Below are 23551 nucleotides of genomic sequence, written 5' to 3'. Positions count from 1 at the left end.
TCTTTTCTGCGAATTCTTGCGCCCGGATTTCGCACAACTTGGAGCGCCGGCCACGCGTCGGCGGGCCGCCGCCGGAGCACGCATCGCCGGTACGGCCTCGCACTTCAGAAATCAGCGAGCCAATGAAATCAGTAGGTTAGGTGTTTTGGATACTGACTTTTGGAGGGTACGTCTGCACATCCGCGCGCTTCTACGAGTCCGTCTTGGTTTGCCTGGCGGATCGCCGCGGGGCTCGCGATTTGCCCTCACGCATGCCGAAATACTCGCCCTCAGGCTCGTTCTTCAGACGCACCAAGGCACGGCGCATGGGCAGGTAGCCGAGCGTTTCCTGAAGCTTTTCGCGGCGTCCAACATCATCGGCACAAACCTCGCCGTGGACCCAGTCTGGCCCATATAGCCACCCGTTTTTGTCGCCTCGAAGATAGCCCCCCTCGCCTGCGGTCGCCGTCCTCACCCAGTACGCTCCGATCTGGTCTGCATGGTCTTCCAAGATCGTCCCCGCTTGTTCAGCCTCCACCCTTTTGTCGTCGAGCACCTTGCACAAAGCGACCGAGTCGAACAGCAGTGTGAGGTGCAGATCGTACCCCCCTTCCAGCGAAGGCAAGATTGCCCAGACGTACCCAGGCTTCTGAGTGAACAGCGCAGGCTTCCTTCGCATGCGGTCGAAGAACACGTTGCGACAGGCTCGGAGTTCGCGCAGATCCTGATGTTGATCCTCCACCGGTGCCGAGATCAGGCTAGCCCGGTTCTTGGCGTGGAACAGACGGAGGTGCAGGACGGTCAGGCTTTGGTGCCGCGTGAACAAGCCACCCAGGTAAGCACGTAGGTTCGTTAGGTTCTCCCGACAGCCCATATGCCAGTTGTGCCGTTCCCGCCGAAGGAACTTCCTAGCGAGCATCGCCTGACGGAATTGAGCCACGAAATTGTTGCAGATCTCCGCCTTGATGAGACCCCCATGAACGGTAGGCGAATTGATGTCGCTGCCGCCGCAGTTCTGGATGGGGTGGTGGAAGAATGTGTCCAGCAGCAGCCGAAGATGCGGCGCATGCTCTAGTTGCGCGGCCGCCTGCTTTGACGGATCAAACGTTTCCGCATAGTGAGAGATTCTCTGCAGTTGAGCGGCCAAGTCCAAGGTGTCCTGGCAGTACGGGTTGGGCGACGCAGACTTGGTGTATTTCCATCTCTCGGAAGAATACCTTTCGTGCGGCGCTCCTTGCTCATGCTCACTCGCCAAATGCATCGTGCCGGAAATACGAAAAGGCGCGAACGGGGTTGCGAGCGCCGACCAGACAAAGCGGTCGAGCGCGAACAGGCTCCCGATTTCCGGACCGGACAAAATGGTTTTCCTGCCGTCCGGCTCAACACAGCAATTCAGGCTGTGGTCGATGTACCTGGTGAGTCCAGCGCGGATCTCCGGCGCTATTGTGCCAAGCGGCGTCTGCTTGCTCATTGTGGTGTTGTAGCGAGGGGACCAACGGCGGCGGTTGCGCTAGCATGCACTGCAAAAAGCCCCGTCCACCGGATGGCGAACGGGGCCAGCGAGGGCGTTCAGATGAGCGGCGGCAGATGGAGGGAACTGCTCGGCAACTCCACCATCTCCACCCGGCGACCGTTGATTGTACGCGGCAACAGTTGGAACTGACCCACCGCGTAAAGCACCCCCAGGGCCGCCTTGGTACGCTGCGGCGTCCATCCCAAGTTCTTTGCCAGCGTCACGATGTCCGTTTCACGAATGCCGCCCACACCGCGACGGCGCAACTCCCCGATAACGTTGGGCAGCAGTGCATGTGCGTCCTGTTGATGTTGGGGTGCGGGCTTAGGCGGGAACACAGTCGCAAGCCAATGCGCAGCGAAGCACTCGGCGATCGTCTTCGCTCGGACCATGGTGTCAGCCGACATTGCACCGTCATAGCCCTCGTAAACGTGCATGCAGCCGGCGATCCGGCGCGTATTTGCCGTTAGACGGACGGCGAACACGCGCGCCTCGTTCGGCGACAGAGCAGCGCTCGCCATCTGAACAAATCGCTCCTGAGCCTGCCGCAGAACATGCTCAGCCTCAGCCATCACTTCGATGACAGGAAGACGGTTCACCGACATCGCTTCGAGGTTGAGCCGCGCGCTTGCGATCATCTCGACAATGCGCTGGTCGTAATCCAGAAGCGCCACTTCAGGCTGCTGGCTTCCTGCCCCCTCCACAGCGATCTGGTCGGTTTCCATCATCATCAGGCGATACAGGTAGCCCGAACCGATAGCGTCTTCAGCATACTTGTCGAGCCACACGCGATGCTTGTCGTTCTGGACGTTCACGCACACGACCAGAATCGCGCTATCCGGGGCGTGCACGACCACCTCGTCATCGTCGTCGGCACGATCAAATGCCGGTACGTGGCTGTCGTACAGATCGCTCAGCTCCTGAAAAGCGCGGCTGAGATGGCCGCTGACTTGGTCGCTGAGATGGCCACGCCCTTCAGCCATGCTAAGCATAGAAAGAACCGAACCACCACAAATCTTCCGCTGCAATGTGGCAGGCGTCACATTAGCGAACTGCCAACGCTTCTTCCAGCCGTTCATCGCCTCGATGATGGGAGCGTTGAACCGATCGTGAGTGTCCGACTTGCCGCTCAAAGGTGGCCCGGCAAACCGGAGATGCAAGGTCAACGGCATTGCTTTGCCACCATGACCGCGAACGCGGCGATTGCCGGATGCAGCGAAGGATATCTTGCCAAACAGGTTGACCAGAATCGCCTCGTGCGACGATCCATAAATGGCTCGCTGCTCGCTTGCCACACGGAACAGGCTGGGCGTGAGCGCGTTGATCGCATGCGAAGCCTGGGGTGGATAGTAGCCGGGGGGGTAGATCGCTGACTGGAGCGGGGAATGTTGCGAGGGCATAGCGCCCCCGCCGTACGGATAGGCGGGGGCATTCATTAGGTGGTCACCTCTTCCTTCATGCCAGCCTCTTCGGCTTTGCCCGGCACTGGCTCGCCACGGCGCGTCGCTTCGTCTTCGAGCAATTCGTCGAAGAGCCTCGGATTGATCGACAGACCGACATCGGCCAGCGTTTTGATGATCGCGCTTTTCGACACGTGTGCATTGAGCTTGTCGCGAATGCCTTCGTACAATTGGGCGAACGACTCTGCGCGCTCGCGATCGCGCTTGACCTTAGGCGATTCGAGTGCGCCGACGGCCTTTTTGAGCGCCTCGATATCGACCTTTCCTGCTTCGATGATGTGCTTTTTCATGTTCATATCCGGGATTAAGCCCCACGCATTTGGGCGCGGATGGTGTGCAGTTCGACCGTGGCGTTCAGTTCGCGCAGTTCCAGATCAGTAAGGGCCTCGCGGATTCGAGCCAGCTCGGCATCTGCATCCCGCGCGTCACCGCGCACCTTCACCACGACCGCCGTCTTCAATTCACGTTTCAGCTGCGCACGCTGCTGGGTGCGGATCAGCTTCTCGTCCTTCAACTTCGCGCAGCGTTCCTGCCTGTACTGAACGGTGGCCCGTTCGATCTCCTCGTCCATCTCAGGCGTCCAGGTATCGGCGATATGGCGAATGATGGCGTTGATCTCGTTGATCTCTTTGATACTCAAACGACTAGTTTTTTTAGTGGGTTGCACTCGGCGACGGTTCGGTAGTCGGGTAGCCGTCCTGGCCGCTTGGATAGCGCTCTGCGAGCCGTCGGAACGGTTTTGCTTTTCCATTTCCGCCCCCTCACGCCGCCGCGCCATAACGGCGCTCACGCAAATTGACCTTGCAACGGCGACGGCCGGAGAACGGGCGGGTGCGGCGCTGCATCAGCCGAGCTTTGTCGTTGAACATCTCGCCCACGATCCAGGCCAGCGGTGCGGCTTGCCATTTGTATGTCTGCTCAACCGTGCGTTGCAGAACATTGATGTCGAACCTGAGTGGGAACGTCACATCGCGCACCGTAGCGTCAATAGTTTCCCGGATCAGGTTATCAAGGCGCGTGGGCTCAGGATCACTCGCCCCTTGCATCTGGCTGACGAGCGCCAAGATCTTGCTCAGTTGATCAAGCTGGACAGCATGCTGGCGTTCGAGGATTTCACGCTGGTCAAGTAGGCACGATTCGACGAAATCCGCGAGTTTGTCGCTCTGGTCGCTGACAATTTCCCGCACACGCTCGCCGGTCGGGCGCGCCTGCGTCTCAAACGTGGCCAGCCGACGCTCGCGCCCGGTTTCGTCACGCTGGTTGTCACCTGCATCTGGCGAGTCCACGTGCGCCAGTTTGGTGGCCTGCGATGGGAATACGTCACCGAAGATATCGCCAAATGCCTCAGCGAAGCCGTCCATACCTTTCTTATCCATATCAGGCCCCCATCAGAGATGCGCGAACGTCAGCGGCCTTGAAAAGCCAGCGGCGACCAAAGCGGCAGGGCTTGAGGCCGTGATGAGCCCCCGTGTTGCTGAGGTTCTTGCGGATAGTCTGGGGCTCGCAACGCAGATAGGCCGCGACCTCGTTCGTCGTCCAGAACTCGCTCGCTGCGACGGACGCTGTCGTGAGCGAAGCGGTAACCGCCGACGCGGCGGCGGCGGCGGCGGCGGCGGCGGCGGCGGCGTGCAGGTTGTGACTTTTGCCGCAGTCACGGTTGACTGCGACGGCAGATTTCGTACTCATCATGCTGCTCCTAATAGTTCGGGATTGAACAATTTCGTGAAGCCGCCACCCTTGTTGTAGATCGATCAAGAGGGGACGACTTGGAGCAAGCGTGATCTACGGTGATTTTTGAGCCAGATCACCGGAGGCGAAAGCCTCGTGTAACAACGAGGCTCATCGAGAATCACCGTAGCCGGTGCGGCTTAATGCATCGAGTTACCGTAAGAAGTAGGTACCAAAGGGTCTTCAGGCCCACTTGCCGACACGCGGCAAGACGTCCCGATGCGCAGAACTATGGGTTACGAGAGGAGGTTTCGAAGGGTTTCAGACTCACGGGCCCACATGGCGCGCCAATCAGCTAGTTCAGCGTTGGCGTCGAACACTCCGTTTAGAGTCAGCAAATTTGTCGGCCGGAGACGTTTCTTCTTCGTATCCCCACTTGGGATCATTACAGGCACACCTTGGGCCAGCATGCAGCCAATCATCACCGGATGCCACCACGCCTCTGTCCCCTTTGGGAAATTGGACATCCTCGCTGGCGCGAGCCAGGCATGCGGGTCACCTAACATCGTGGCCCATTCATCCTGCCCCTTGCCGAGGCATTTAGCGAAACACTTGGCAATATCGCCTGAAGTGAGATATCGCGGCTGATTGTCCTCGGCCAGTAAGCGAGGAATGAATCCGTACTCTTTGATCTGCTTCATTAGTTTTTTCTCATCCAGCCCGCCTGGATGCGCAGATTGTCGCTTGGGGGCGCCCGGTGGCATCACCCCCTCGGCGCAAGCCCCCTGCTGCGGCAATTGAGGTCTTGCGCCGGAAACGATCAGATCGGGGTAGAGCAACGCAAAGACTTCTTTCGTCTCAAACACAAGAGCGTCAAACCACTCACGCTCTGGCCGGCCCATCGCCACCGGATAACGCCCCGATATCGCCGGGTCGAATGGGCGCTGGCCATTCAAAACCGCCCAAAAAATTTGCCGGGTATCTTGCACCGTCTGTCCCAACATGGACATCGCCCGATCGCGCTCCTCCGTCCGCAGCCGCACTGCACTGCCTGTGATCAGCCAATTGTGCCAAACCGGCCCCTCGCTCTCGCGTTCAGATAGCTCGCGAAAAAGGAGCGTCGCCGCGGTTCCTCGCCTGAAAAGATTGGCTAATTTCGGCTCGGGCGGAAACAGCATGGCTCTTGCCTGTTCCTGTGGAGCCAATGACGCATCCCACTTCAGGCCGAATGCAGAAATCGTCTGCTCGACGTCGTTAGGAATCTCGACATCGAACGTACCAATCCATTCGATCAGCTCGGGCAAAGAGATGTACCGCTGCAACGGCAACACGACGTGTTCCGCTCTTTGTGTATCGAAGCGATTGGGTTGCAGCCGCATCATCAGTTTCCGTATTTGCCGACCAGCCACTCGGCTACCCCAAACCACGGGCCGAGATGGATCGAGTAGGAGTAAATCCGGTTACACGCGAGTTACACGGCCCCGGAAATGAACAAGGGGTTACGCGAAAAATTCACGTAACCCCTTGATTTTATTGGTGCCGGCTGCAGGACTCGAACCCGCCACCTGATGATTACAAATCAACTGCTCTACCAGATGAGCTAAGCCGGCAAAGAAACGCGATTCTAACCTAACACGCGTTACTTGACGACCTTCAGTGCGGGCTTACCACCAATTCTTGGCACATTCGGTGGTGTCGGTTCGTCGTCGGGGCCCGCATCAGCCTCGGCGACAACAGGCGCGGGGGCCGATTCGGAGTCCACTGCAGCCAGTTTGGGCGGCGGATTGTTCTCGCGCTCGGTCGCGGCCTGCGTGGTCGGCGTGCTGCGCTCAACCGGGAAAGCCATACCCTGCCCGTTCTCGCGTGCATACACCGCGAGCACGTTCTCGACCGGCACCTCGATCTTGCGTGACACGCCCGAGAAGCGCGCGCTGAACGTAATCCACTCGTTGCCCATGTCGAGCTGGCTGGTCGCGTCAAAGCTCACGTTCAGCACGATCTCGTCGTTCTTGACGAATTCGCGCGGCACGTTGGTGCTGTTGTCGACGAAGACAGCGATATACGGCGTGAAACCGTTGTCCGTGCACCATTCGTAAATGGCCCGGATCAGATAGGGCTTGGTCGAAGTTTCCGGCATGATGAAATCCGTAACCGTGGGGTGCGGCCGCGCGTGGGCTCAACCCAGCGCGTGACCGGCAACCCGGCGGCGATCAGCGGCGCATCACCTTTTCCGACGGGGTCAGCGCCTCAATATACGCCGGACGGCTGAAGATACGCTCAGCGTATTTCATCAGCGGGGCGGCGTTCTTCGAGACTTCAATGCCGTAGTGGTCCAGGCGCCACAGCAGCGGCGCAATCGCCACGTCGAGCATCGAGAACTCTTCGCCCAGCATGTACTTGTTCTTCAGGAAGATCGGGGCGAGTTGCGTGAGGCGATCACGGATGGCGGCACGCGCCTTCTCGTGATTTTTCTCAGCGGCCTTGCCCTTTTCGTTCTCCAGCACGGACACGTGCGTGAAGAGTTCCTTTTCGAAGTTGAACAGGAACAGGCGAGCACGCGCGCGCTGCACCGGGTCGGCCGGCATCAGCTGCGGGTGCGGGAAGCGCTCGTCGATGTACTCGTTGATGATGTTCGACTCGTACAGGATGAGATCACGCTCGACCAGGATAGGCACCTGGCCATACGGGTTCATCACCGCGATGTCTTCCGGCTTGTTGAAGAGATCGACGTCGCGAATCTCGAAATCCATGCCCTTTTCGAACAGGACGAGGCGGCAACGCTGCGAGAACGGGCAAGTGGTGCCCGAGTACAAGACCATCATGGTTGTAGTTCCTTGACGCATGGGCCGGGGGCGGCCCGATGACGGTACAACCGCGGCAGCAAACCCTACCGCCGCGGCACAAAAAGCCAAAAGGCAAAGGGCTAGGACCAGTTCTCACCGGCCTAGCCCTTGCCCGGAAAACACGGATTTTACTTGATGTCCTTCCAATAGGCCGCATTCAGGCGCCAGGCGAGCACAAAGAACACGCCAATGAACAACAAAACCCACACGCCCAGACGCTTGCGCAGGTTACCGGCGGGCTCCGCCATCCAGTCCAGATACGTGACCAGATCTGCTACGGCTTGGTCGTATTCAACCTTGTTCATCTTGCCAGGAACCGCTACTTCAAAGCCGACCAGCTTCTTCTCAGCCTCACCGTGTTCAGACTTCACCTCGGCGTACTTCGGCACTTGCTGGCCCTGCAACTCCCACAGCACATGCGGCATGCCGACCTTGTCGAACACCAGGTTGTTCCAGCCAGTCGGACGCGTGTCGTCACGGTAGAACGTGCGCAGGTAGGTGTAGAGCCAGTCGCTGCCGCGCGCACGCGCGATCACCGACAGGTCCGGCGGCACGGCGCCAAACCACTTCTTGGCATCGTCGCGCGACATGGCGATGTGCATCAGGTCGCCGACCTTGTCCGACGTGAACAGCAGGTTCTTCTGGATCTGTTCTTCGGACAGGCCGATGTCACGCAGGCGGTTGTACCGCATGGCGCTCGCGCCGTGGCAGTTCAGGCAGTAGTTGACGAACAGATGGGCACCGCGCTGCAACGCGGCGGTATCACTGGATTGATTGGGCGCCGTATCGAGCGGCACGCCACCCTCATTGGCCATCACAGGCGCGGCAAACACGAGACCGGCCAAGGCGAAAATCGCAAGCAGCTTTTTCATTCTTGTGTCCTTCATGGGTCCTTGTGCGCGGGCTCTATCAGTGCGGCTTGAACGTGACGCGTTCAGGCACTGGCTTGAACGTTCCGATCCGGCTCCAGATCGGCATCGCGAGGAAGAACGCGAAGTACAGAATGGTGCCGATCTGCGAAATGATCGAACCGATCGGGCTCGGCGGCTGGATGCCCAGGTAGCCCAGCACCGCAAAGGTGATCACGAAGACGATCAACAGCACCATGTGGAAGCCCGGACGATAGCGGATCGACTTGACCGGCGATTGATCCAGCCACGGCAGGAAGAAGAAGATCACCACCGAGCCGCCCATCACCACCACGCCCCAGAACTTGGCGTCGATGAAGGCAAAGCCCAGCGCGAGAATCACGGCCACAGCCACGGCCACACCCTTGACCTTCATGCTCTTCGAGCGCACGAACAGCAGGCCCAGCATGATGGCCAGGAAGCCCCACAGGATCGGCAGGAAGTCCGACGTAGTTGCGCGCAGCATCGAGTAGAACGGCGTGAAGTACCACACCGGCGCGATGTGCGGCGGCGTCTTCAGCGAGTCTGCCGGGATGAAGTTGTTGGCTTCCAGGAAATAGCCGCCCATTTCCGGCGCGAAGAACACGATCGCGCTGAAGATGAACAGGAACACCGCCACGCCCACGATGTCGTGCACCGAGTAGTACGGGTGGAACGGAATGCCGTCGAGCGGAATGCCACGCTCGTCTTTCTTGGCCTTGATCTCAACGCCGTCCGGGTTGTTCGAACCCACTTCGTGCAGCGCGATAATGTGCGCCACCACCAGGCCCAGCAGCACCAGCGGCACCGCGATGACGTGGAACGAGAAGAAGCGGTTCAGCGTTGCATCCGACACCACGTAGTCACCGCGAATCCACAGCGACAGGTCCGGGCCGATCAGCGGAATGGCGGAGAACAGGTTCACGATCACCTGCGCGCCCCAATACGACATCTGGCCCCACGGCAGCAGATAGCCCATGAAGGCTTCAGCCATCAGACACAGGAAGATCAGGCAACCGAAGATCCAGACCAGTTCGCGCGGCTTGCGATACGAGCCGTACAGCATGCCGCGGAACATATGCATGTAGACCACGACGAAGAACGCCGACGCACCGGTCGAGTGCATGTAGCGCACCAGCCAGCCCCACGGCACCTCGCGCATGATGAACTCCACGCTCGCATAGGCGACGGGGATGCCGGCGGCGTTGAGCGTGCCGTCCGGCTTGTAGTTCATCACCAGGAAGATACCGGTGAGGATCTGGATCACCAGCACCAGGAGTGCCAGCGAGCCAAAGAAATACCAGAAGTTGAAATTCTTGGGCGCGTAGTACTCCGACAGATGCGCCTTCCACAGCTCAGATGCCGGGAAGCGTGCGTCGATCCAGCCCAGCAGCCCGGTTGTCTCCACCTTCTTCTCGGCCATGATCAAGCCTCTCCTTTCTCGTCTTTACCGATCACCAGCTTCGTGTCCGACAGGAACATGAACGGCGGAACGTCCAGGTTCTGCGGCGCCGGCTTGTTCTTGAACACACGGCCTGCCAGGTCAAACGTGGAGCCATGGCACGGGCAGACGAAGCCCGGATCGCCAGCGAGCTGCACGTTGGCGCCGGCAGGGAAAGGACCAGACGGAGAGCACCCCAGATGGGAGCAGATGCCAACCACGACCAGCAGGTCCTTGTGTTCGGCACGGGAGCGCGTTTCGTTCTTGCAGTAGTCCGGCGTCTTCATGGTGAAGGGCACGTCGGACTTCGGGTCGGCGACTTCGGAGTCGGTCTTCTTGAGCGATTCCAGCATCTCGGGCGTGCGCTTGAGCAGCCAGACCGGCTTGCCGCGCCATTCCACCACCTTCATCTGGCCGGGGGCCAGGTCGCTGACATCCGCCTCTACGGGCGCGCCCGCTGCGCGGGCTTTTTCAGATGGTGCGAAGGTACAAACGAAAGGGGCCGCGACTGCAACCCCTCCCACACCACCTGCCACGGACGTCGCAATCAACAGATTACGGCGCCCTTTGTCCACGTTGTGCTGCTCACTCATTCAAGACCCCAGGGTGAGAAATCAAGATCGGTTCGCGTCGACCAAAAATTATACCCGAGCGTACCTAGCCGACGATAGCGGTCGCGGAGCACGTTGCTTGCGGATATAGTTGTCCCACCGATTGCCCGCCAGCCCAATACTGGCGCGGCTCCGGAGTGTCTCCTATAAACTCGCTTTCAACAATTCAGGTCAACCAATCAGCAGCTTGACCGTTTGTGTCGAATCAAACAATCCGGAGAAAACCGATGGCACTGATGCAAGATTTCAAAAAATTCGCGATGCGCGGCAACGTGATGGACCTCGCGGTGGGTGTGATCATCGGCGCGGCATTCGGCAAAATCGTGGATTCGCTGGTCAACGATCTGATCATGCCGCTGATCGGCCGCATCATCGGCAAGCTCGATTTCTCGAATCTGTATGTACAGCTTGCGGATGCTCCCGCCGGCGTGCCGCAAACCCTGGCGGATCTGAAGAAGGCGGGCGTGCCGGTCTTCGCCTACGGCAACTTCATCACCGTGGCGGTCAACTTCCTGATCCTGGCATTCATCGTGTTCCTGATGGTGCGCGCCATCACGCGCCTGACCGAAGCCAACCAGCCGCCCGCCGCTGAGCCCGTGACGCCGGAAGACGTTGTGCTGCTGCGCGAGATCCGCGACAGCCTGCAGAAAAAGCAATAAACAGGTGCTGAGTCAAACCGGATTCGGAATATCGATGAAGGTGTGGCGCACGCCAAAGCGCTCGGCGAGGTGGTTGCCGAGCGCCTGCACACCGCCACGTTCGGTGGCATGGTGGCCCGCCCCGATGTAGGCCACGCCAGATTCGCGTGCCAGATGCGTGGTCTGCTCCGACGCCTCGCCGCTCAGATAGACGTCCACGCCAGCCGCGACAGCCGCCTCGAACCAACCCTGCGCGCCACCCGTACACCAGCCGACCGTACGCACCGGCCGGTCGGCAACGCCCAGCACCAGCGGCACCCGATTTAATCGGGCCCCGACCATCTCGGCAAACGCACCCAGCGTGGTCGCCTGGGGCAGCGTACCAATCCAGCCAAGCTCATCGTCACCAAAGCGGCCCTTGGGCTCGATACCTAGCAATGCACCCAACCGGGCGTTGTTACCGAACTCGGGGTGCGCATCCAGCGGCAAGTGATACGCAAAGAGATTCAGATCGTTTGCCAGAAGTTGCTTCAGGCGCGCATGCTTCTGACCGACGATGCGAGCGTCCTCGCCCTTCCAGAAATAGCCGTGATGCACGAGGATGGCGTCAGCACCCGCATCAATGGCGGCTTCGATCAAAGCCAAACTGGCGGTAACACCCGTCACAATGTGAGTGACGTCTTCGCGACCTTGCACTTGCAGACCGTTAGGGCAATAGTCCCGAAAACGGGCCGCTTGCAATAGGTCGTTCAAGTACAATTCAAGTTGTTTTCGATCCATTTCGACTCAATTTCGCCCTATGTTGCGCCGCTTTTGGCTGTTTTTTGCGCAGGCCGTCACAGTCGTGCTGGCCGTCTGGTTCGTGATCGCCACCCTCAAACCCGAGTGGCTGCAGCGCGGCAAGATCGCGGTGCAGTCGGGCTCGCCCATCGTCGCGCTCAAGGAAGTCGCGCCGATCGGCCACGGCGGCACCTCCAGCAACTCCTACGCGGAAGCCGCCAAGGTGGCGATGCCGGCGGTGGTCAACATCTTCAGCAGCAAGAACGCCCCCAAGCGCAACAACAACCCACAGGCCAGTTCGGACCCGTGGTTCCGCTTCTTCTTCGGCGACCGCGCCCCTGAGCAACGCCAGGAGCCGACGGCCAGCCTGGGCTCAGGCGTGATTGTCAGCTCGGAAGGCTACATTCTAACGAACCACCATGTGGTGGACGGCGCCGACGAGATCGAAGTCGCCCTGACCGATGGCCGTAAAGCCAATGCCAAGGTGGTCGGCTCCGACCCGGAAACCGATCTAGCGGTCCTCAAGATCAACCTGCCCAATCTCCCAGCCATCACGCTCGGCCGCCTGGAAAACGTGCGCGTTGGCGATGTGGTGCTCGCCATCGGCAACCCATTCGGCGTGGGTCAGACGGTAACGATGGGTATCGTCTCGGCGCTGGGCCGCAGCCATCTGGGCATCAACACGTTCGAGAACTTCATTCAGACCGACGCGGCCATCAACCCCGGCAACTCGGGCGGTGCGCTGGTGGACGCCGATGGCAACCTGCTGGGCATCAATACGGCCATCTATTCGCGTTCGGGTGGCTCGCTAGGGATTGGCTTCGCGATTCCGGTGTCACTGGCCAAGCAAGTAATGGAGTCGATCATCTCGACTGGCAGCGTCGTGCGCGGCTGGATCGGCGTCGAGCCGCAGGACGTGACGCCGGAAATTGCTGAGTCGTTCGGTCTGTCGCGCAAGGATGGCGCGCTGATTGCGGCAGTGGTCCAGGGTGGGCCCGCTGATCGGGCAGGCCTGCGCCCTGGCGACATCCTCACCAGCGTGAACAGTGAGCCGATTCCCGACACGACTGCACTACTCAACAGCATCGCTCAGCTCAAACCTGGCGCGGAAGCCAAGGTGGCGGTGTCGCGCAAAGGCAAGGCAGTCGAGCTGACGATTGTTGTCGGCAAGCGCCCTGCTCCGACACGACGCAACGTGCCGATGCCCTCTCAAGACGAAGAAGAGCAGTAAGCGGAAGCAACCCAGCATGCGAACGGCGGCCGATGTGCCGCCGTTTTTCATTGGTGCCGACAGATGGGGATACCGCGTAACACGGAAGGCGAAAGCCTCCTCCATACGCAACCAACCCACCGCATCTCAGGAAAGCCCAACCGGCTCGGAGCGCAGACTGCACGGCCCTCGTCCAAGCACTGCCCAATAACGCGCGCATCACCGTCCTTTGACGACTGGAGCCGCAGCCAACGAAGGCGATCAATTCAAGCCTGCACCGACCAAGCGACGCCTTCACGCACGACGGCCCAACCCATACCGGTTCGCCCGGAAGCCTTCTCTATAGCCGGCGAAGAGCCACCAACAACCCAGCCAGCGCGCCCCAGCCCAATCATTTGCCACACACAAATCGTCTGCACAAAGAAAAACGCCGACCCCTTTCGGGATCGGCGTTTAACCGTTTAATTCGATGCGCCCTTACGAGCGCGTCAAATTAGAACTTGTGACGCAGGCCGACGGTAGCGCCGAACTGGTTGTTGCTGTTGTTCGGACCCGAGAACACTTGGCTGCCGCTCGTCAGCGTCGTGCCAGCGTAGCTAGCGTCGTTCAGGCCCATCACGCCCAGACCCGAACCGCCGCTGTTCTTAGCATAGGCCAGGTTGAAGTAAGCGTCGGTGCGCTTCGACAGAGCGTAGTCGGTGCCGACCACGAACAGCCACGGGTTGCCCGTACCGCTGTTCTTGAACTGTTGGTAGTAAGCCGTACCCGTCAGCGTCAGAGCCGGAGTAGCTTGGTAGCCCAGGCCTGCCCAGTACAGGTTCGAACGCAGGTTGCCATTGCCAGCAACGGTTGCGTAGTTAGCCTTGTACCAACGGTAGCCAGCGTACAGCTTGGCCGGGCCGAAGGCGTACGTGCCAGCGATCGTGGCGCGTTGTTCCTTGTTGTCGCTACCAACGGTCGTCGAGTTGGTCGAGTCATACACTGCGCCGATGCCCAGCGGGCCGCCAGCGTAGTTTGCACCCAGGCTCCACTCACGGCCGGTCTTGCTGCTACCAGCAACTTCGTTGCCGTTGTTGTTGAACGAGTACAGAGCCGAGACGTTCAGGCCACCGAACGTGCCGATGTACTTGACGGCGTTGTCAGCACGACCCGAGAAGAAGGCGTCTTGCGAAGCCAGCGAGTAACGCGTGGCGATTGCCATCGGGTCATAGATCAGCGAGAAGTCGTACAGCAGGTTTTGCTGACGACCCAGGGTCAGCTGACCCCACTGGCCTTGCAGACCGACGTAAGCGTTACGACCGAACAGACGGCCACCTTGAGCCGACGTGCCGGTGTCAATGTTGAAGCCGCTTTCCAGGTTGAAGATACCCTTCAGGCCACCGCCCAGGTCTTCAACGCCACGCAGGCCCCAACGCGAGCCCGACAGGCCGCCCGAATCCAGGCCAATACGCGAGCCGCTGGAACCAGCGGTTGCGCCCGGCACCTTGTTTGCGTAGGTCAGACCAGCGTCGACCACACCGTACAGGGTCACGGAGGATTGTGCATAGGCGCCACCGGCGGCCAGAGCTGCAACAGCAGCTGCAAACAGTTTCATCTTCATATCGACACTTTCCTTGTCAACTGATTGGGAAATCTTGACTGTCCTTATGGACGACGCAGATACCTCACGTCTGACCGCATTATGGGCCAGCGTTGACAGATTCCGGAAACCCTTTCTGGCTCTGGAGCACGATTTGCGGCCAAGTTGTTGCTCATGGGCAACACGCAAGAGCCCCCCTCCGACAGGGGTCAAGACCGGCTTTTGGCGCGATGGCGCGGGGGTTGGCGGGCAATTGTCGGGGGCTGGCGATGCGCCATTTTTGTCACCCGGGTGTCGACAGAATTTGTCGCCTTCTCGCCACGCCACTCTCAAAAGAGATCAATGAGCCTCTTTATCTAGCGACCGAGCGCGGCGCGCCATCGCTTCAGGAAATCGGCACGACGCAGTTGATCTTGATGGGCGAGTAAACCCGGTCCAACTGGAATCGGCCGGTGCGTATTGCCCAGCTCAGCGAGCAGGCGCTTGGCGGTCAGCCCGGTCTCGACGTCCTGACGCAGCGAGAAGAGGAACGCACGGTCGGCCATGACGCTCTGGCCATCACGCGAAAGCATGAAGTCGAGCCAGAGCTTCGCCGCATTGGGGCGAGCGGCGCGACGGGCAATGAACGCGACGCGCGTGGCGACCAACGTGTAGTCGGTCGGCATCTTGATGGCGAGCGCGGGATTGCGATCCGCGTAGCGCGCGGCGTACGAGCCGATCACGTCGTAGGCGAGCAGGCTTTCTCCCGAGGCCACGCGCTCGAGCATGGCGGCCGTGGTGATGTACAGGTTGACGTTGACGCCACCCAATGCCTTGGCAACATCCCAGAACACGGGGGATGTGCGTGCATCTTCAGCCGCAAACAGGAAGGCGGAGCCCGAGTGCTCGATGTCGTACGCAGCGACGCGACCGCGCAGCAAGTCGCGGTGGCTGTTGAGGATGCGGGCGAAATCGGCGTGCGTGGAGGGCACCAGATCGGCGGGCAATTGACGCGCGTTGTAGACGAAGACGACCGGCTCGTAGCTCGTGCCGTAGGCCTCGTTCTTCCAGATCGCCCACGACGGCAGGTACGGCCGCTCGGGTGACGCATACGACAGCGCGTGACCATCGTTGACGAGCTTGAACTGCTCGGGCATCGCCGAGCTCCACACGACGTCGGCGCCGGGTGACTTGGCGGCGAGTTCAGCGAGGAAGCGTCGATAGATGTCGTCGCTGTTCTGCTCGCGGTAGTCGACTGTGATGCCGGGGTAGCGTGCCTCGAATGCGCGGATGAGCGGGTGCGCGGCGGCAAAGTCCGTCGTCGAGTACACCGTGACGCGGCCTTCACGACGGGCAGCGTCGATCATCGCGCCGTAGTCACGCGGGTAGTACGACGGCAGTTCGGGCGCGGGCGTGGCCAGCCATTGCGCGCGGCTCTCAAGCGAAACGGCACCGCCCGCAGCCAAGAGGGCGGCGGCCTGGCACAGCCAGCGGCGACGGGAATTTGGGATGGACGACATGCAGGTCAGGCCGCATCGGTTGGACAGTGTGATCGGCGATGTGGCCGGGATCAGGGCGCCACGCATTATCATGAAAAAGCACACAGAACGATATTGAGAGACACCCGATGCGGATCTTGCTGGTGGAGGATGAGGACGAATTGGCGGCGTGGCTGGCGCGCGCGCTGGCGCAAAGCGGCTTCGTGATCGAGCGCGCGGCGGATGGCGTCATCGCAGAAGCATTCCTCGGCTCCGGTGAATTTGATGCGGTGGTGCTGGACCTGCGCTTGCCGCGCAAGGACGGCTTTGCCGTGCTGGCCGACATGCGTGCGCGCGACGACCGCACACCGGTGCTGATCCTCACGGCGCAGGGTGCGCTGGATGAGCGCGTGCGCGGCCTCAATGCGGGCGCGGACGATTTCCTCACCAAGCCCTTCGCGCTGTCCGAGCTGGAAGCGCGACTGATGGCGCTGATCCGCCGCAGCCGGGGCCGGGCGTTCCCACGCCTGCGCTGCGGGCCACTGGAGTTCGACACCGGGCGCAAGGCGTTCCTGCTCTCGGGCGAACCGCTCTCGCTCACGCCGCGCGAACATGCCGCGCTGTCGGCGCTGCTGCACAAGACCGGTCAGCCGATCGGCAAGGTGCACTTGTTCGACAAGGTCTTCAACCTCGACAGCGATTCGAGCCCCGACGCGGTGGAAGTGGTCGTGCACCGGCTGCGCAAGAAGCTGGCGGGCACGGGCGTGCAGATCGTCACCGTGCGGGGCCTCGGCTACATGCTCGAAGCCGGCACCAGCGACACCGGCACCGCGACCGACAGCACCGCCTCATGACGCAACGCCTTGCCCTGCTGCCGCGCAGCCTGAAGCTCACGCTGCTGTGGCTGCTGCTGCCCGGGTTGATCGGCGTGCTGGCGATCGACATCGTGACGGCGTACCAGGCGCTGCGCAGCGCGACTGACCGCGCATACGACCGTGCCCTGCTCGGCTCGGTGCGCGCCATCGAGAATGGCGTGACGATCGAACGCGGGCAGGTGCAGGTCAACGTGCCATATGTGGCGCTGTCGATGTTCGAGTCGACTGCGCAGAGCAGCGTCTACTACCGCGTCGCCTTTGAGCCGGCACCGGGCAAAGCGCCCGAGGCCGCGCTCACCGGGTATGACGACCTGCCGCTGCCCGCCACGCGCCTGGAGAACGACACCGAGTTTTTCTACGACGCGCTGTATCACGGTGAGCCAGTGCGCGTGGCGGCCGTGGCCAAGCCGCTGTACCAGCCGGGACTGCCGGCGCGCATCGTGATCCAGGTGGCCGAAACCATCGAGACGCGGCGCGCCTTGCAACAGGCCGTCTGGCGCGGCACGCTGCTGCGCGACGCAGCGCTGGTGGTGGTGAGCGCGGCACTGCTGTGGCTGGGCGTAACGGTGGCGCTGCGTCCGCTGAACCGCCTTGCGCGCAGCATCGCGGTACGTGCCTCCGACGACTTGCGGCCGCTCGACGCCGCTGACGTACCCGCCGAGGTACGCCCGCTGGTGGAGGCGATCAACCACCACATCCATCGCTACGCAGAGCTGGCCGAAGCCCAGAGCCAATTCCTCGCCGATGCATCGCACCAGATGCGCACGCCGCTGGCGGTGCTGCTCACACAGGCCGAGTACGCGCTGCGCGAAACCGACCCTGCACGCGTGCGAGAAAGCCTCACGGCCATCATCGCGCGATTGCAGTCGACCAACCGGCTGACCTCGCAGTTGCTTGCACTCGCCCGCGCGCGCCACGCAGGGCAGGATGCGCCGGCCGAAACCTTCGACCTGGGCGAGCTGGCGCGTGACGTGGTAGTCGACGCGCTACCGCTGGCACGCGAGAAGCAGCAGGACCTGGGATGGGACGATGCGGGGCTCGCATCAACACTACCCGTCACTGGCTACCCCGCCTTTCTCCGGGAAGCCCTCTCCAATCTCGTGCACAACGCGATCCGCTACACGCCGGCCGCTGGGCGCATCACCGTGCGGGCGATTGCCGATGGCGACACTGCGCTCGTCTGCGTGGACGACACCGGCCCTGGCATGAGCGCCGACGAACGCGCACACGCATTTCAGCGCTTTCGCCGCGCACATGAGGGCGGTGGCCGTGCGGGTAAACCCAAGAGTGCGCCCAAGGATGCACGCTATGCGGCTGAGGGTTCCGGCCTGGGACTGGCCATCGCGCGGGCCTATGCGGCGCGCAGCGGCGGGCAGATCGAGCTGGCCGATGGTGAGCCAAACGGGCATGGCGGCGTGGGTCTGTCGGCGCGGATTCGCGTGCCGCTTGCTGCATCCGCAGCGTCTCCTGAGCATGCTGCAACGCAGCAGCTTCAATGAAAGCGTGGCGAAAGCGCGCGATTTCTATAATCCGCCGCACCTGGGGCCATCCGTCCGAGCTACACGCAACAAGCCATAAGTAGCCGGCCCCACACCATCACAAGCAAACAGGAGACAAACCCATGCTTCGTGGCCGCTTCGTGCCCGCGCACGCCGCTCTCGTTTCGATTGCTGCTGCCGCACTGACCCTCAGCACCGCTGCACTCGCGCAAGTCCCGGCTGGCTACCCTGCCAGCTACGCCGACACCATCGCCGCCGCCAAGAAGGAAGGCAAGGTGGTGGTCTACGCGACGACCGACACCAAGGCCGCCGATCCGCTGATCAAGGACTTCGAGTCGCTCTACCCCGGCGTGAAGGTCGAGTACAACGACATGAACAGCAGCGAGCTGTACAACCGCTTCATCAGCGAGCAGGCCGCCGGCGGCGCCTCGGCTGACATGATGTGGAACTCGTCGATGGACTCGCAGCTCAAGCTCGCGCAGACCTACGCACTGAAGTACGACTCGCCCGAAGTGCCGCACCTGCCGACGTGGGCTGTCCACAAAGGCCTGGCCTACGGCACCACGTACGAGCCGGCCGTGTTCCTGTACAACAAGCGCCTGATCAAAGACAGCGAAGTCCCGCAGACGCACGCTGACCTCGCCAAGCTGGTCAGCAGCCAGGGCGATCGCTTCAAGAACAAGGTCACGACGTACGACATCGAGAAGTCCGCCGTGGGCTTCATGATGGCCGCGCAAGACAACCAGGATTCGCCGCAGTACTTCGACTTTGTGAAGGCCGTCGGCCCGAACCTGGTGCTGCAGTCGTCCACCGGCACGATGATGGAACGCGTGGCCTCGGGTGAAAACCTGATCGCCTACAACATCCTCGGCTCGTACGCGATGGCGCGCGCCAAGAAGGACCCGTCGATCGGCATCGTCTACCCGAAGGACTACACGCTGGTGGTCTCGCGCGTGGCGATGATCGCCAAGAAGGCGAAGAACCCGAACGCGGCCAAGCTGTGGCTGGACTACATCCTGTCCAAGCGCGGTCAGGACATCCTCGCCAACAAGTCGGATCTGCACTCGCTGCGTGACGACGTAACGGGCGAAGCGACTGCTGCCGGCCTGAAGAAGATCCTCGGCAACTCGATCAAGCCGATTCCGGTGGACGAGTCGATCCTGACGTTCCTGGAGCCGAAGAAGCGCCTGGACTTCATCAAGCAATGGCGCACCGCCGCCGGTCGTTGATCTGCTGACGCGCTGATCACGATTCCTCTCATCTGACCGATCTGCCGGCGCCATCCGTTTCTGGCGCCGGCCCCTCTTGGAGGCACCATGCGTTCTCTAGCGCAAGACCGTGCCGCCGCTTCGGAAGTCTCCCTCAAGCGCTCGCCCTGGACGCGTGTGGGACAGGCTTTGCCGCGCGGCGTGGTCATCCTGCTTACCGCGCTGGCGATTTTCACGCCGCTGGCGCTGATCTTCTACCAGAGCTTTCTCTCCGCGCCGTTCTTCATGCCGGACGCGCTGGCGGGGCTCGATGCGTATCGCTTCATCTTCACGGATTCGGATTTCTGGCACGCCTTTGAGAAGTCCGCCGCGCTGGCCTTTGGTCTGGCGGCAATCTCGGTGCCGCTAGGCGGCATCCTGGCGTTCCTGATGGTGCGTTCGGACCTGCCCGGCCGCCGCATCCTGGAGCCGATGCTGATGATCCCGGTGTTTGTCTCGCCAATGGTGCTGGCCTTCGGCTACGTGGTGTCGGCTGGCCCCGTGGGCTTCTACACCGTGTGGTTCAAGAACCTGTTTGGCGGTGCGCCGTGGAACGTGTACTCGTTCACCAGCATCATCATCATCGCGGGCCTGACACACGTGCCGCACGTGTATCTGTATGTCTCGTCGGCGCTGCGCAGCCTGGGTTCGGACGTGGAGGAAGCCGCGCGCATTGCCGGTGCCTCGCCGCTGTCAGTGGCACTGAACGTGAGCCTGCCGATGGTGCGCCCTGCCCTGTTGTACGCCGCCGTGCTGGTGACCTTCCTGGGCTTCGAGGTGTTCGGCCTGGTGCTGGTGCTGGGCGATCCGGAAGGCCACCTGGTGCTGGCCACGTATCTGTACAAGCTGACCAACAAGCTCGGCACGCCGGCGTATCACTTGATGGCAGCCGTGGCGGTCTGCCTGGTAATGGTGACCTTCCCGCTGGTGCTGCTGCAGCGCTACATGCTGAAGTCGGCCAACCGCTTCGTCACCGTCAAGGGCAAGGTCACGCGCAGCCGCCCGCTGCCGCTGGGCAAGTGGCGCTGGCCGGCCTGGGCGATCGTGGTGCTGTGGTTCTTCGTGACGGTGGTGGTGCCGCTCTCGGGCATCGCGCTGCGCGCCTTCGTGTCGAACTGGGGTGAAGGCGTGTCGCTGGTGGAAGCGTTCTCGACCACGGCGTTCCAGCAGATCTTCGAGCAGCCGCAGTTCCTGCGCGCGATGGTCAACACGGTGTTGATCGGTGTGATCGGCGGCGCCATCGCCGTGGCTTGCTACACCTGCATCGGCCTGGCCATGCACCGCAAGCCGGACGGCTGGACGCGTTTTCTCGACTACAGCGTGCTGGTGCCGCGTGCGGTGCCGGGCCTGCTGGCCGGTCTGGCCTTCCTGTGGGTGTTCCTGTTCGTCCCGAACTGGATCGAGACCCTGCTGACCGACAGCGGCCTGCCCTTCGCCAACTGGATCATCGAGCACGTCGTGCCGAGCCTGCGCGATCTGCGCAGCACGATCTTCAGCGTGTGGATCGCCTACACGGTGGTGTGGATGGCGTACGGTCTGCGCCTGATCTCGGCAGCCCTGCTGCAAGTCGGGCCTGAACTGGAAGAAGCCGCACGTTCGGTGGGCGCCACCCGCGCCCGCACCACGCGCGACGTGACCGTGCCGCTCACGCGCTACGGCCTGCTCGGCGCCTGGCTGCTGATCTTTCTGATTTTCGAGCGCGAGTACTCGACCGGTGTGTATCTGCTCTCGCCGGGCACCGAGACAATCGGCTCGATGCTGGTTTCCCTGTGGGCGGGCGGCGCCATCGATATCGTCGCCGCGCTGTCCTTCGTCAATATCGTGCTGGTGGCCGTCGGCCTCGGCATCGCACTGCGTTTCGGGGTAAAGCTCCATGATTGAACTCACTGTCAACGACCTGCACCTGCAATACGGCAACAACCCGGTCCTCAAGGGTGTCTCGATGCAGTTGCAGAAGGGCGAGGTCGTCTCGCTGCTGGGCCCGTCCGGTTCGGGCAAGACCACGCTGCTGCGCGCCGTCGCTGGCCTCGAGCAGGCCAGCCAAGGCACCGTCAAGATCGGCGACCGCGTCATGTTCGACGGCGCCAAGAAGCTCGACGTGCCCGCCGAAGGGCGCAACCTGGGCCTGGTGTTCCAGTCGTACGCGCTGTGGCCGCACAAGACCGTGGCCGAGAACGTCGCCTACCCGCTCAAGCTGCGCAAGACGCCGTCCGCGCAGATCAAGGAACGCGTGCAGGCCGTGCTGCAACAGCTTGGCCTCGGCCACCTGGGCGAGCGCTTCCCGAGCCAGCTCTCCGGCGGCCAGCAGCAACGCGTGGCGATTGCCCGCGCGCTGGTCTACAACCCGCCCGTGATCCTGCTCGACGAGCCGCTCTCCAACCTCGACGCCAAGTTGCGTGAAGAAGCCCGCGCCTTCCTGCGCGAGCTGATCGTGCGCCTGGGTCTGTCCGCGCTGATGGTCACCCACGATCAGAGCGAAGCGATGGCCATGTCCGATCGCATCCTGCTGCTGAACAACGGCGTGATCGAACAGCAAGGTACGCCCGAAGAGATGTACGGCGCGCCGGAAACGCTCTTCACCGCCGAGTTCATGGGCAGCAACAACCGTGTCAACGGCAAGATCGCCGAGGTGCGTGACGGTATGGCCCGCCTGGTGGACGAGGCTGGCGGCTGGTCGCTGTGGGGTGTGGCGCGCGGTGATCTGAAGCCGGGTGCGTCAGCACATGGCGTGATCCGCCTGGAGCAGGTGCGCGTCGGCCAGGACACCGCCGACAACACCATCCACCTGCCGCTGGCCACTCGCATGTACCTGGGCGACCGCTGGGAATGCCTGTTCCGTGCCAGCGGTGCTGCCGGCACGGGCCTGCGTGCCTACGCCAGCAGCGCCCCGAGCGACGGCCAGTACGCGCTGACCTTCCCGCGCGAGCAGTTCTGGCTGTACGCCGCATAAGCGGTTTCAACGGCAACAAAAAAGGCAGCTTCGGCTGCCTTTTTCTTTGGACCTGTGGACGACCCGTGGATCAGTCCTTCACCACCGGAAGATGTTCGGGGTCAGCATCGGGCGCGACCGTCTTGCGCAGGAAGATCGCCGCCAGAATCAGCCCCAGTTCGTACAGCAGCCACAACGGCACCGCCAGCAGCAACTGCGACATCACATCAGGCGGCGTGACGACCGCCGCAATCACGAACGCACCCACCACCACGTACGGCCGCGCCTGGCGCAGCTTCTCCAGGGGGACGATGCCAAAGCGCACCAGCACCATCACCACCACCGGCACCTCGAAGGTGATGCCGAAGGCGAGGAACGTGGTCATCGCAAAGCTGAGGTACTTGTCGATGTCAGTCGACATCTCCGCACCCAAGGGCGCGTTGTAGTGCGCCATCACCTTGAACACGGTCGGGAAGACGAGGAAGTACGCAAACGCCACACCGCACAGGAACAGGATGTAGGTGCTCACCACCAGCGGCATGATCATGCGCTTCTCGTGTGAGTACAGCCCCGGCGCCACGAAGCGCCAGATTTGGTACAGCACCCACGGCAGCGCGATCAGGAAAGCCGCCAGCAGCGTCACCTTCATCGGCACGAAGAACGAGCCGGTGACGTCCGTCACGATCATGTGACCGTTCTTAGGCAGTGCCTGAATGAGCGGCCGCGAGAACAGATTGAAGATGTCCGGCGCCCAGTAGACCAGGCCCAGGAAGATCAGCAGCACACCCGCGCCGGCCTTGACGATGCGCTCACGCAACTCGACCAGGTGCGAGATGAAGGTTTCCTGCGCGCCGTCCTCGGGCGACTCTTGCGGATCGGCACTCATGTCGACTGGAAAGGGGGAAAGTCAGCGCGCGGCACCGCAACAACGGCCC

At 61.9% G+C, this 23551-nt stretch carries 23 protein-coding genes and 1 tRNA gene; 7 read left to right on the top strand and 17 right to left on the bottom strand.

All coding sequences use genetic code 11. The features are described from left to right. Positions 1-190: 190 nt before the first annotated feature. The 13 genes from PI87_RS16380 to petA all read right to left on the bottom strand — a co-directional run bounded on the left by PI87_RS16380 (position 191) and on the right by petA (position 10384). A complete protein-coding gene (locus PI87_RS16380) occupies positions 191-1450 on the bottom strand; it encodes a hypothetical protein (protein WP_039598780.1) in 1260 nt (419 codons plus the stop codon). Between the two features lie 98 nt (positions 1451-1548). Next, on the bottom strand, positions 1549-2928 hold the full coding sequence (locus PI87_RS16375) for a DUF3987 domain-containing protein (RefSeq protein ID WP_039598779.1): 1380 nt from the start codon (positions 2926-2928) through the stop codon (positions 1549-1551). Then, positions 2928-3242 carry a hypothetical protein gene (locus PI87_RS16370; protein ID WP_232314010.1) on the bottom strand — a complete coding sequence of 105 codons (315 nt, stop codon included), beginning with the start codon at positions 3240-3242 and terminating at the stop codon, positions 2928-2930. The genes PI87_RS16375 and PI87_RS16370 overlap by 1 nt, the downstream gene beginning before the upstream one ends. A gap of 14 nt (positions 3243-3256) precedes the next feature. Further along, entirely contained in the window at positions 3257-3703 is a 447-nt protein-coding gene (locus PI87_RS16365; RefSeq protein ID WP_157003156.1) for a hypothetical protein, read from the bottom strand. A gap of 10 nt (positions 3704-3713) precedes the next feature. Next, a complete protein-coding gene (locus PI87_RS16360) occupies positions 3714-4313 on the bottom strand; it encodes a hypothetical protein (protein WP_039598776.1) in 600 nt (199 codons plus the stop codon). Between the two features lie 16 nt (positions 4314-4329). Beyond that, positions 4330-4641, bottom strand: coding sequence for a helix-turn-helix domain-containing protein (locus tag PI87_RS16355; protein WP_232314009.1), 312 nt, complete (start codon positions 4639-4641; stop codon positions 4330-4332). A gap of 275 nt (positions 4642-4916) precedes the next feature. Next, on the bottom strand, positions 4917-6002 hold the full coding sequence (locus PI87_RS16350; protein ID WP_039598774.1) for a hypothetical protein: 1086 nt from the start codon (positions 6000-6002) through the stop codon (positions 4917-4919). A 152-nt stretch (positions 6003-6154) separates the two neighbouring features. Next, a tRNA-Thr gene (locus PI87_RS16345) sits at positions 6155-6230 on the bottom strand. 29 nt (positions 6231-6259) lie between these two features. Then, entirely contained in the window at positions 6260-6757 is a 498-nt protein-coding gene (locus PI87_RS16340) for a ClpXP protease specificity-enhancing factor (RefSeq protein ID WP_039598773.1), read from the bottom strand. Positions 6758-6830: 73 nt separating this feature from the next. Beyond that, positions 6831-7442 (bottom strand): glutathione S-transferase N-terminal domain-containing protein, encoded by a 612-nt coding sequence (locus PI87_RS16335; protein WP_004634649.1) that lies wholly within the window; start codon positions 7440-7442, stop codon positions 6831-6833. Between the two features lie 149 nt (positions 7443-7591). Next, the gene (locus PI87_RS16330; RefSeq protein WP_039598772.1) at positions 7592-8335 is read right to left on the bottom strand and encodes a cytochrome c1; all 744 of its coding nucleotides are present in this window, start codon (positions 8333-8335) and stop codon (positions 7592-7594) included. A gap of 37 nt (positions 8336-8372) precedes the next feature. Then, complete coding sequence (locus PI87_RS16325; protein WP_039598880.1) at positions 8373-9776, bottom strand: cytochrome b; 1404 nt, start codon at positions 9774-9776, stop codon at positions 8373-8375. After that, the gene (gene petA, locus PI87_RS16320; protein ID WP_039598771.1) at positions 9776-10384 is read right to left on the bottom strand and encodes a ubiquinol-cytochrome c reductase iron-sulfur subunit; all 609 of its coding nucleotides are present in this window, start codon (positions 10382-10384) and stop codon (positions 9776-9778) included. Before petA ends, PI87_RS16325 begins: the two co-directional genes overlap by 1 nt. 245 nt (positions 10385-10629) lie before the next feature. Here petA and mscL point away from each other — a divergent pair, with 245 nt between their 5' ends. Then, positions 10630-11061 (top strand): large conductance mechanosensitive channel protein MscL, encoded by a 432-nt coding sequence (mscL, locus tag PI87_RS16315; protein WP_039598770.1) that lies wholly within the window; start codon positions 10630-10632, stop codon positions 11059-11061. A 12-nt stretch (positions 11062-11073) separates the two neighbouring features. On the opposite strand, the gene PI87_RS16310 is transcribed toward mscL, so the two are convergent. Then, complete coding sequence (locus tag PI87_RS16310; RefSeq protein ID WP_039598769.1) at positions 11074-11820, bottom strand: Nif3-like dinuclear metal center hexameric protein; 747 nt, start codon at positions 11818-11820, stop codon at positions 11074-11076. A gap of 19 nt (positions 11821-11839) precedes the next feature. Here PI87_RS16310 and PI87_RS16305 point away from each other — a divergent pair, with 19 nt between their 5' ends. Then, on the top strand, positions 11840-13051 hold the full coding sequence (locus PI87_RS16305) for a Do family serine endopeptidase (protein WP_039598768.1): 1212 nt from the start codon (positions 11840-11842) through the stop codon (positions 13049-13051). Between the two features lie 472 nt (positions 13052-13523). Here PI87_RS16305 and PI87_RS16300 read toward each other — a convergent pair whose 3' ends face one another. Together PI87_RS16300 and PI87_RS16295 are read right to left on the bottom strand one after the other, a co-directional pair. Beyond that, on the bottom strand, positions 13524-14630 hold the full coding sequence (locus tag PI87_RS16300; protein WP_039598767.1) for a porin: 1107 nt from the start codon (positions 14628-14630) through the stop codon (positions 13524-13526). 335 nt (positions 14631-14965) lie between these two features. Next, positions 14966-16108, bottom strand: a complete 1143-nt coding sequence (locus tag PI87_RS16295; protein ID WP_039598879.1) for an ABC transporter substrate-binding protein — start codon at positions 16106-16108, stop codon at positions 14966-14968. Between the two features lie 107 nt (positions 16109-16215). Here PI87_RS16295 and PI87_RS16290 point away from each other — a divergent pair, with 107 nt between their 5' ends. The 5 genes from PI87_RS16290 to PI87_RS16270 all read left to right on the top strand — a co-directional run bounded on the left by PI87_RS16290 (position 16216) and on the right by PI87_RS16270 (position 22637). Beyond that, entirely contained in the window at positions 16216-16920 is a 705-nt protein-coding gene (locus PI87_RS16290; protein WP_039598766.1) for a response regulator, read from the top strand. Further along, on the top strand, positions 16917-18440 hold the full coding sequence (locus PI87_RS16285; protein ID WP_039598765.1) for a sensor histidine kinase: 1524 nt from the start codon (positions 16917-16919) through the stop codon (positions 18438-18440). The genes PI87_RS16290 and PI87_RS16285 overlap by 4 nt, the downstream gene beginning before the upstream one ends. Positions 18441-18562: 122 nt before the next feature. Next, a complete protein-coding gene (locus PI87_RS16280; RefSeq protein WP_039598764.1) occupies positions 18563-19669 on the top strand; it encodes an ABC transporter substrate-binding protein in 1107 nt (368 codons plus the stop codon). An 87-nt stretch (positions 19670-19756) separates the two neighbouring features. Then, complete coding sequence (locus tag PI87_RS16275; protein WP_084209984.1) at positions 19757-21568, top strand: ABC transporter permease; 1812 nt, start codon at positions 19757-19759, stop codon at positions 21566-21568. Next, positions 21561-22637, top strand: coding sequence for an ABC transporter ATP-binding protein (locus PI87_RS16270; protein WP_039598763.1), 1077 nt, complete (start codon positions 21561-21563; stop codon positions 22635-22637). Before PI87_RS16275 ends, PI87_RS16270 begins: the two co-directional genes overlap by 8 nt. Positions 22638-22707: 70 nt before the next feature. Here the strand turns inward: PI87_RS16270 and tatC are convergent, their stop codons facing one another. After that, positions 22708-23502 (bottom strand): twin-arginine translocase subunit TatC, encoded by a 795-nt coding sequence (gene tatC, locus PI87_RS16265; protein WP_039598762.1) that lies wholly within the window; start codon positions 23500-23502, stop codon positions 22708-22710. Positions 23503-23551 lie beyond the last annotated feature (49 nt).

The sequence above is a fragment of the Ralstonia sp. A12 genome (genome assembly GCF_000801955.1).
Lineage (GTDB): Bacteria > Pseudomonadota > Gammaproteobacteria > Burkholderiales > Burkholderiaceae > Ralstonia.
The sequence above is the reverse complement of the archived record's forward strand: the minus strand, read 5'-3'. Positions and strand labels throughout refer to the sequence as shown.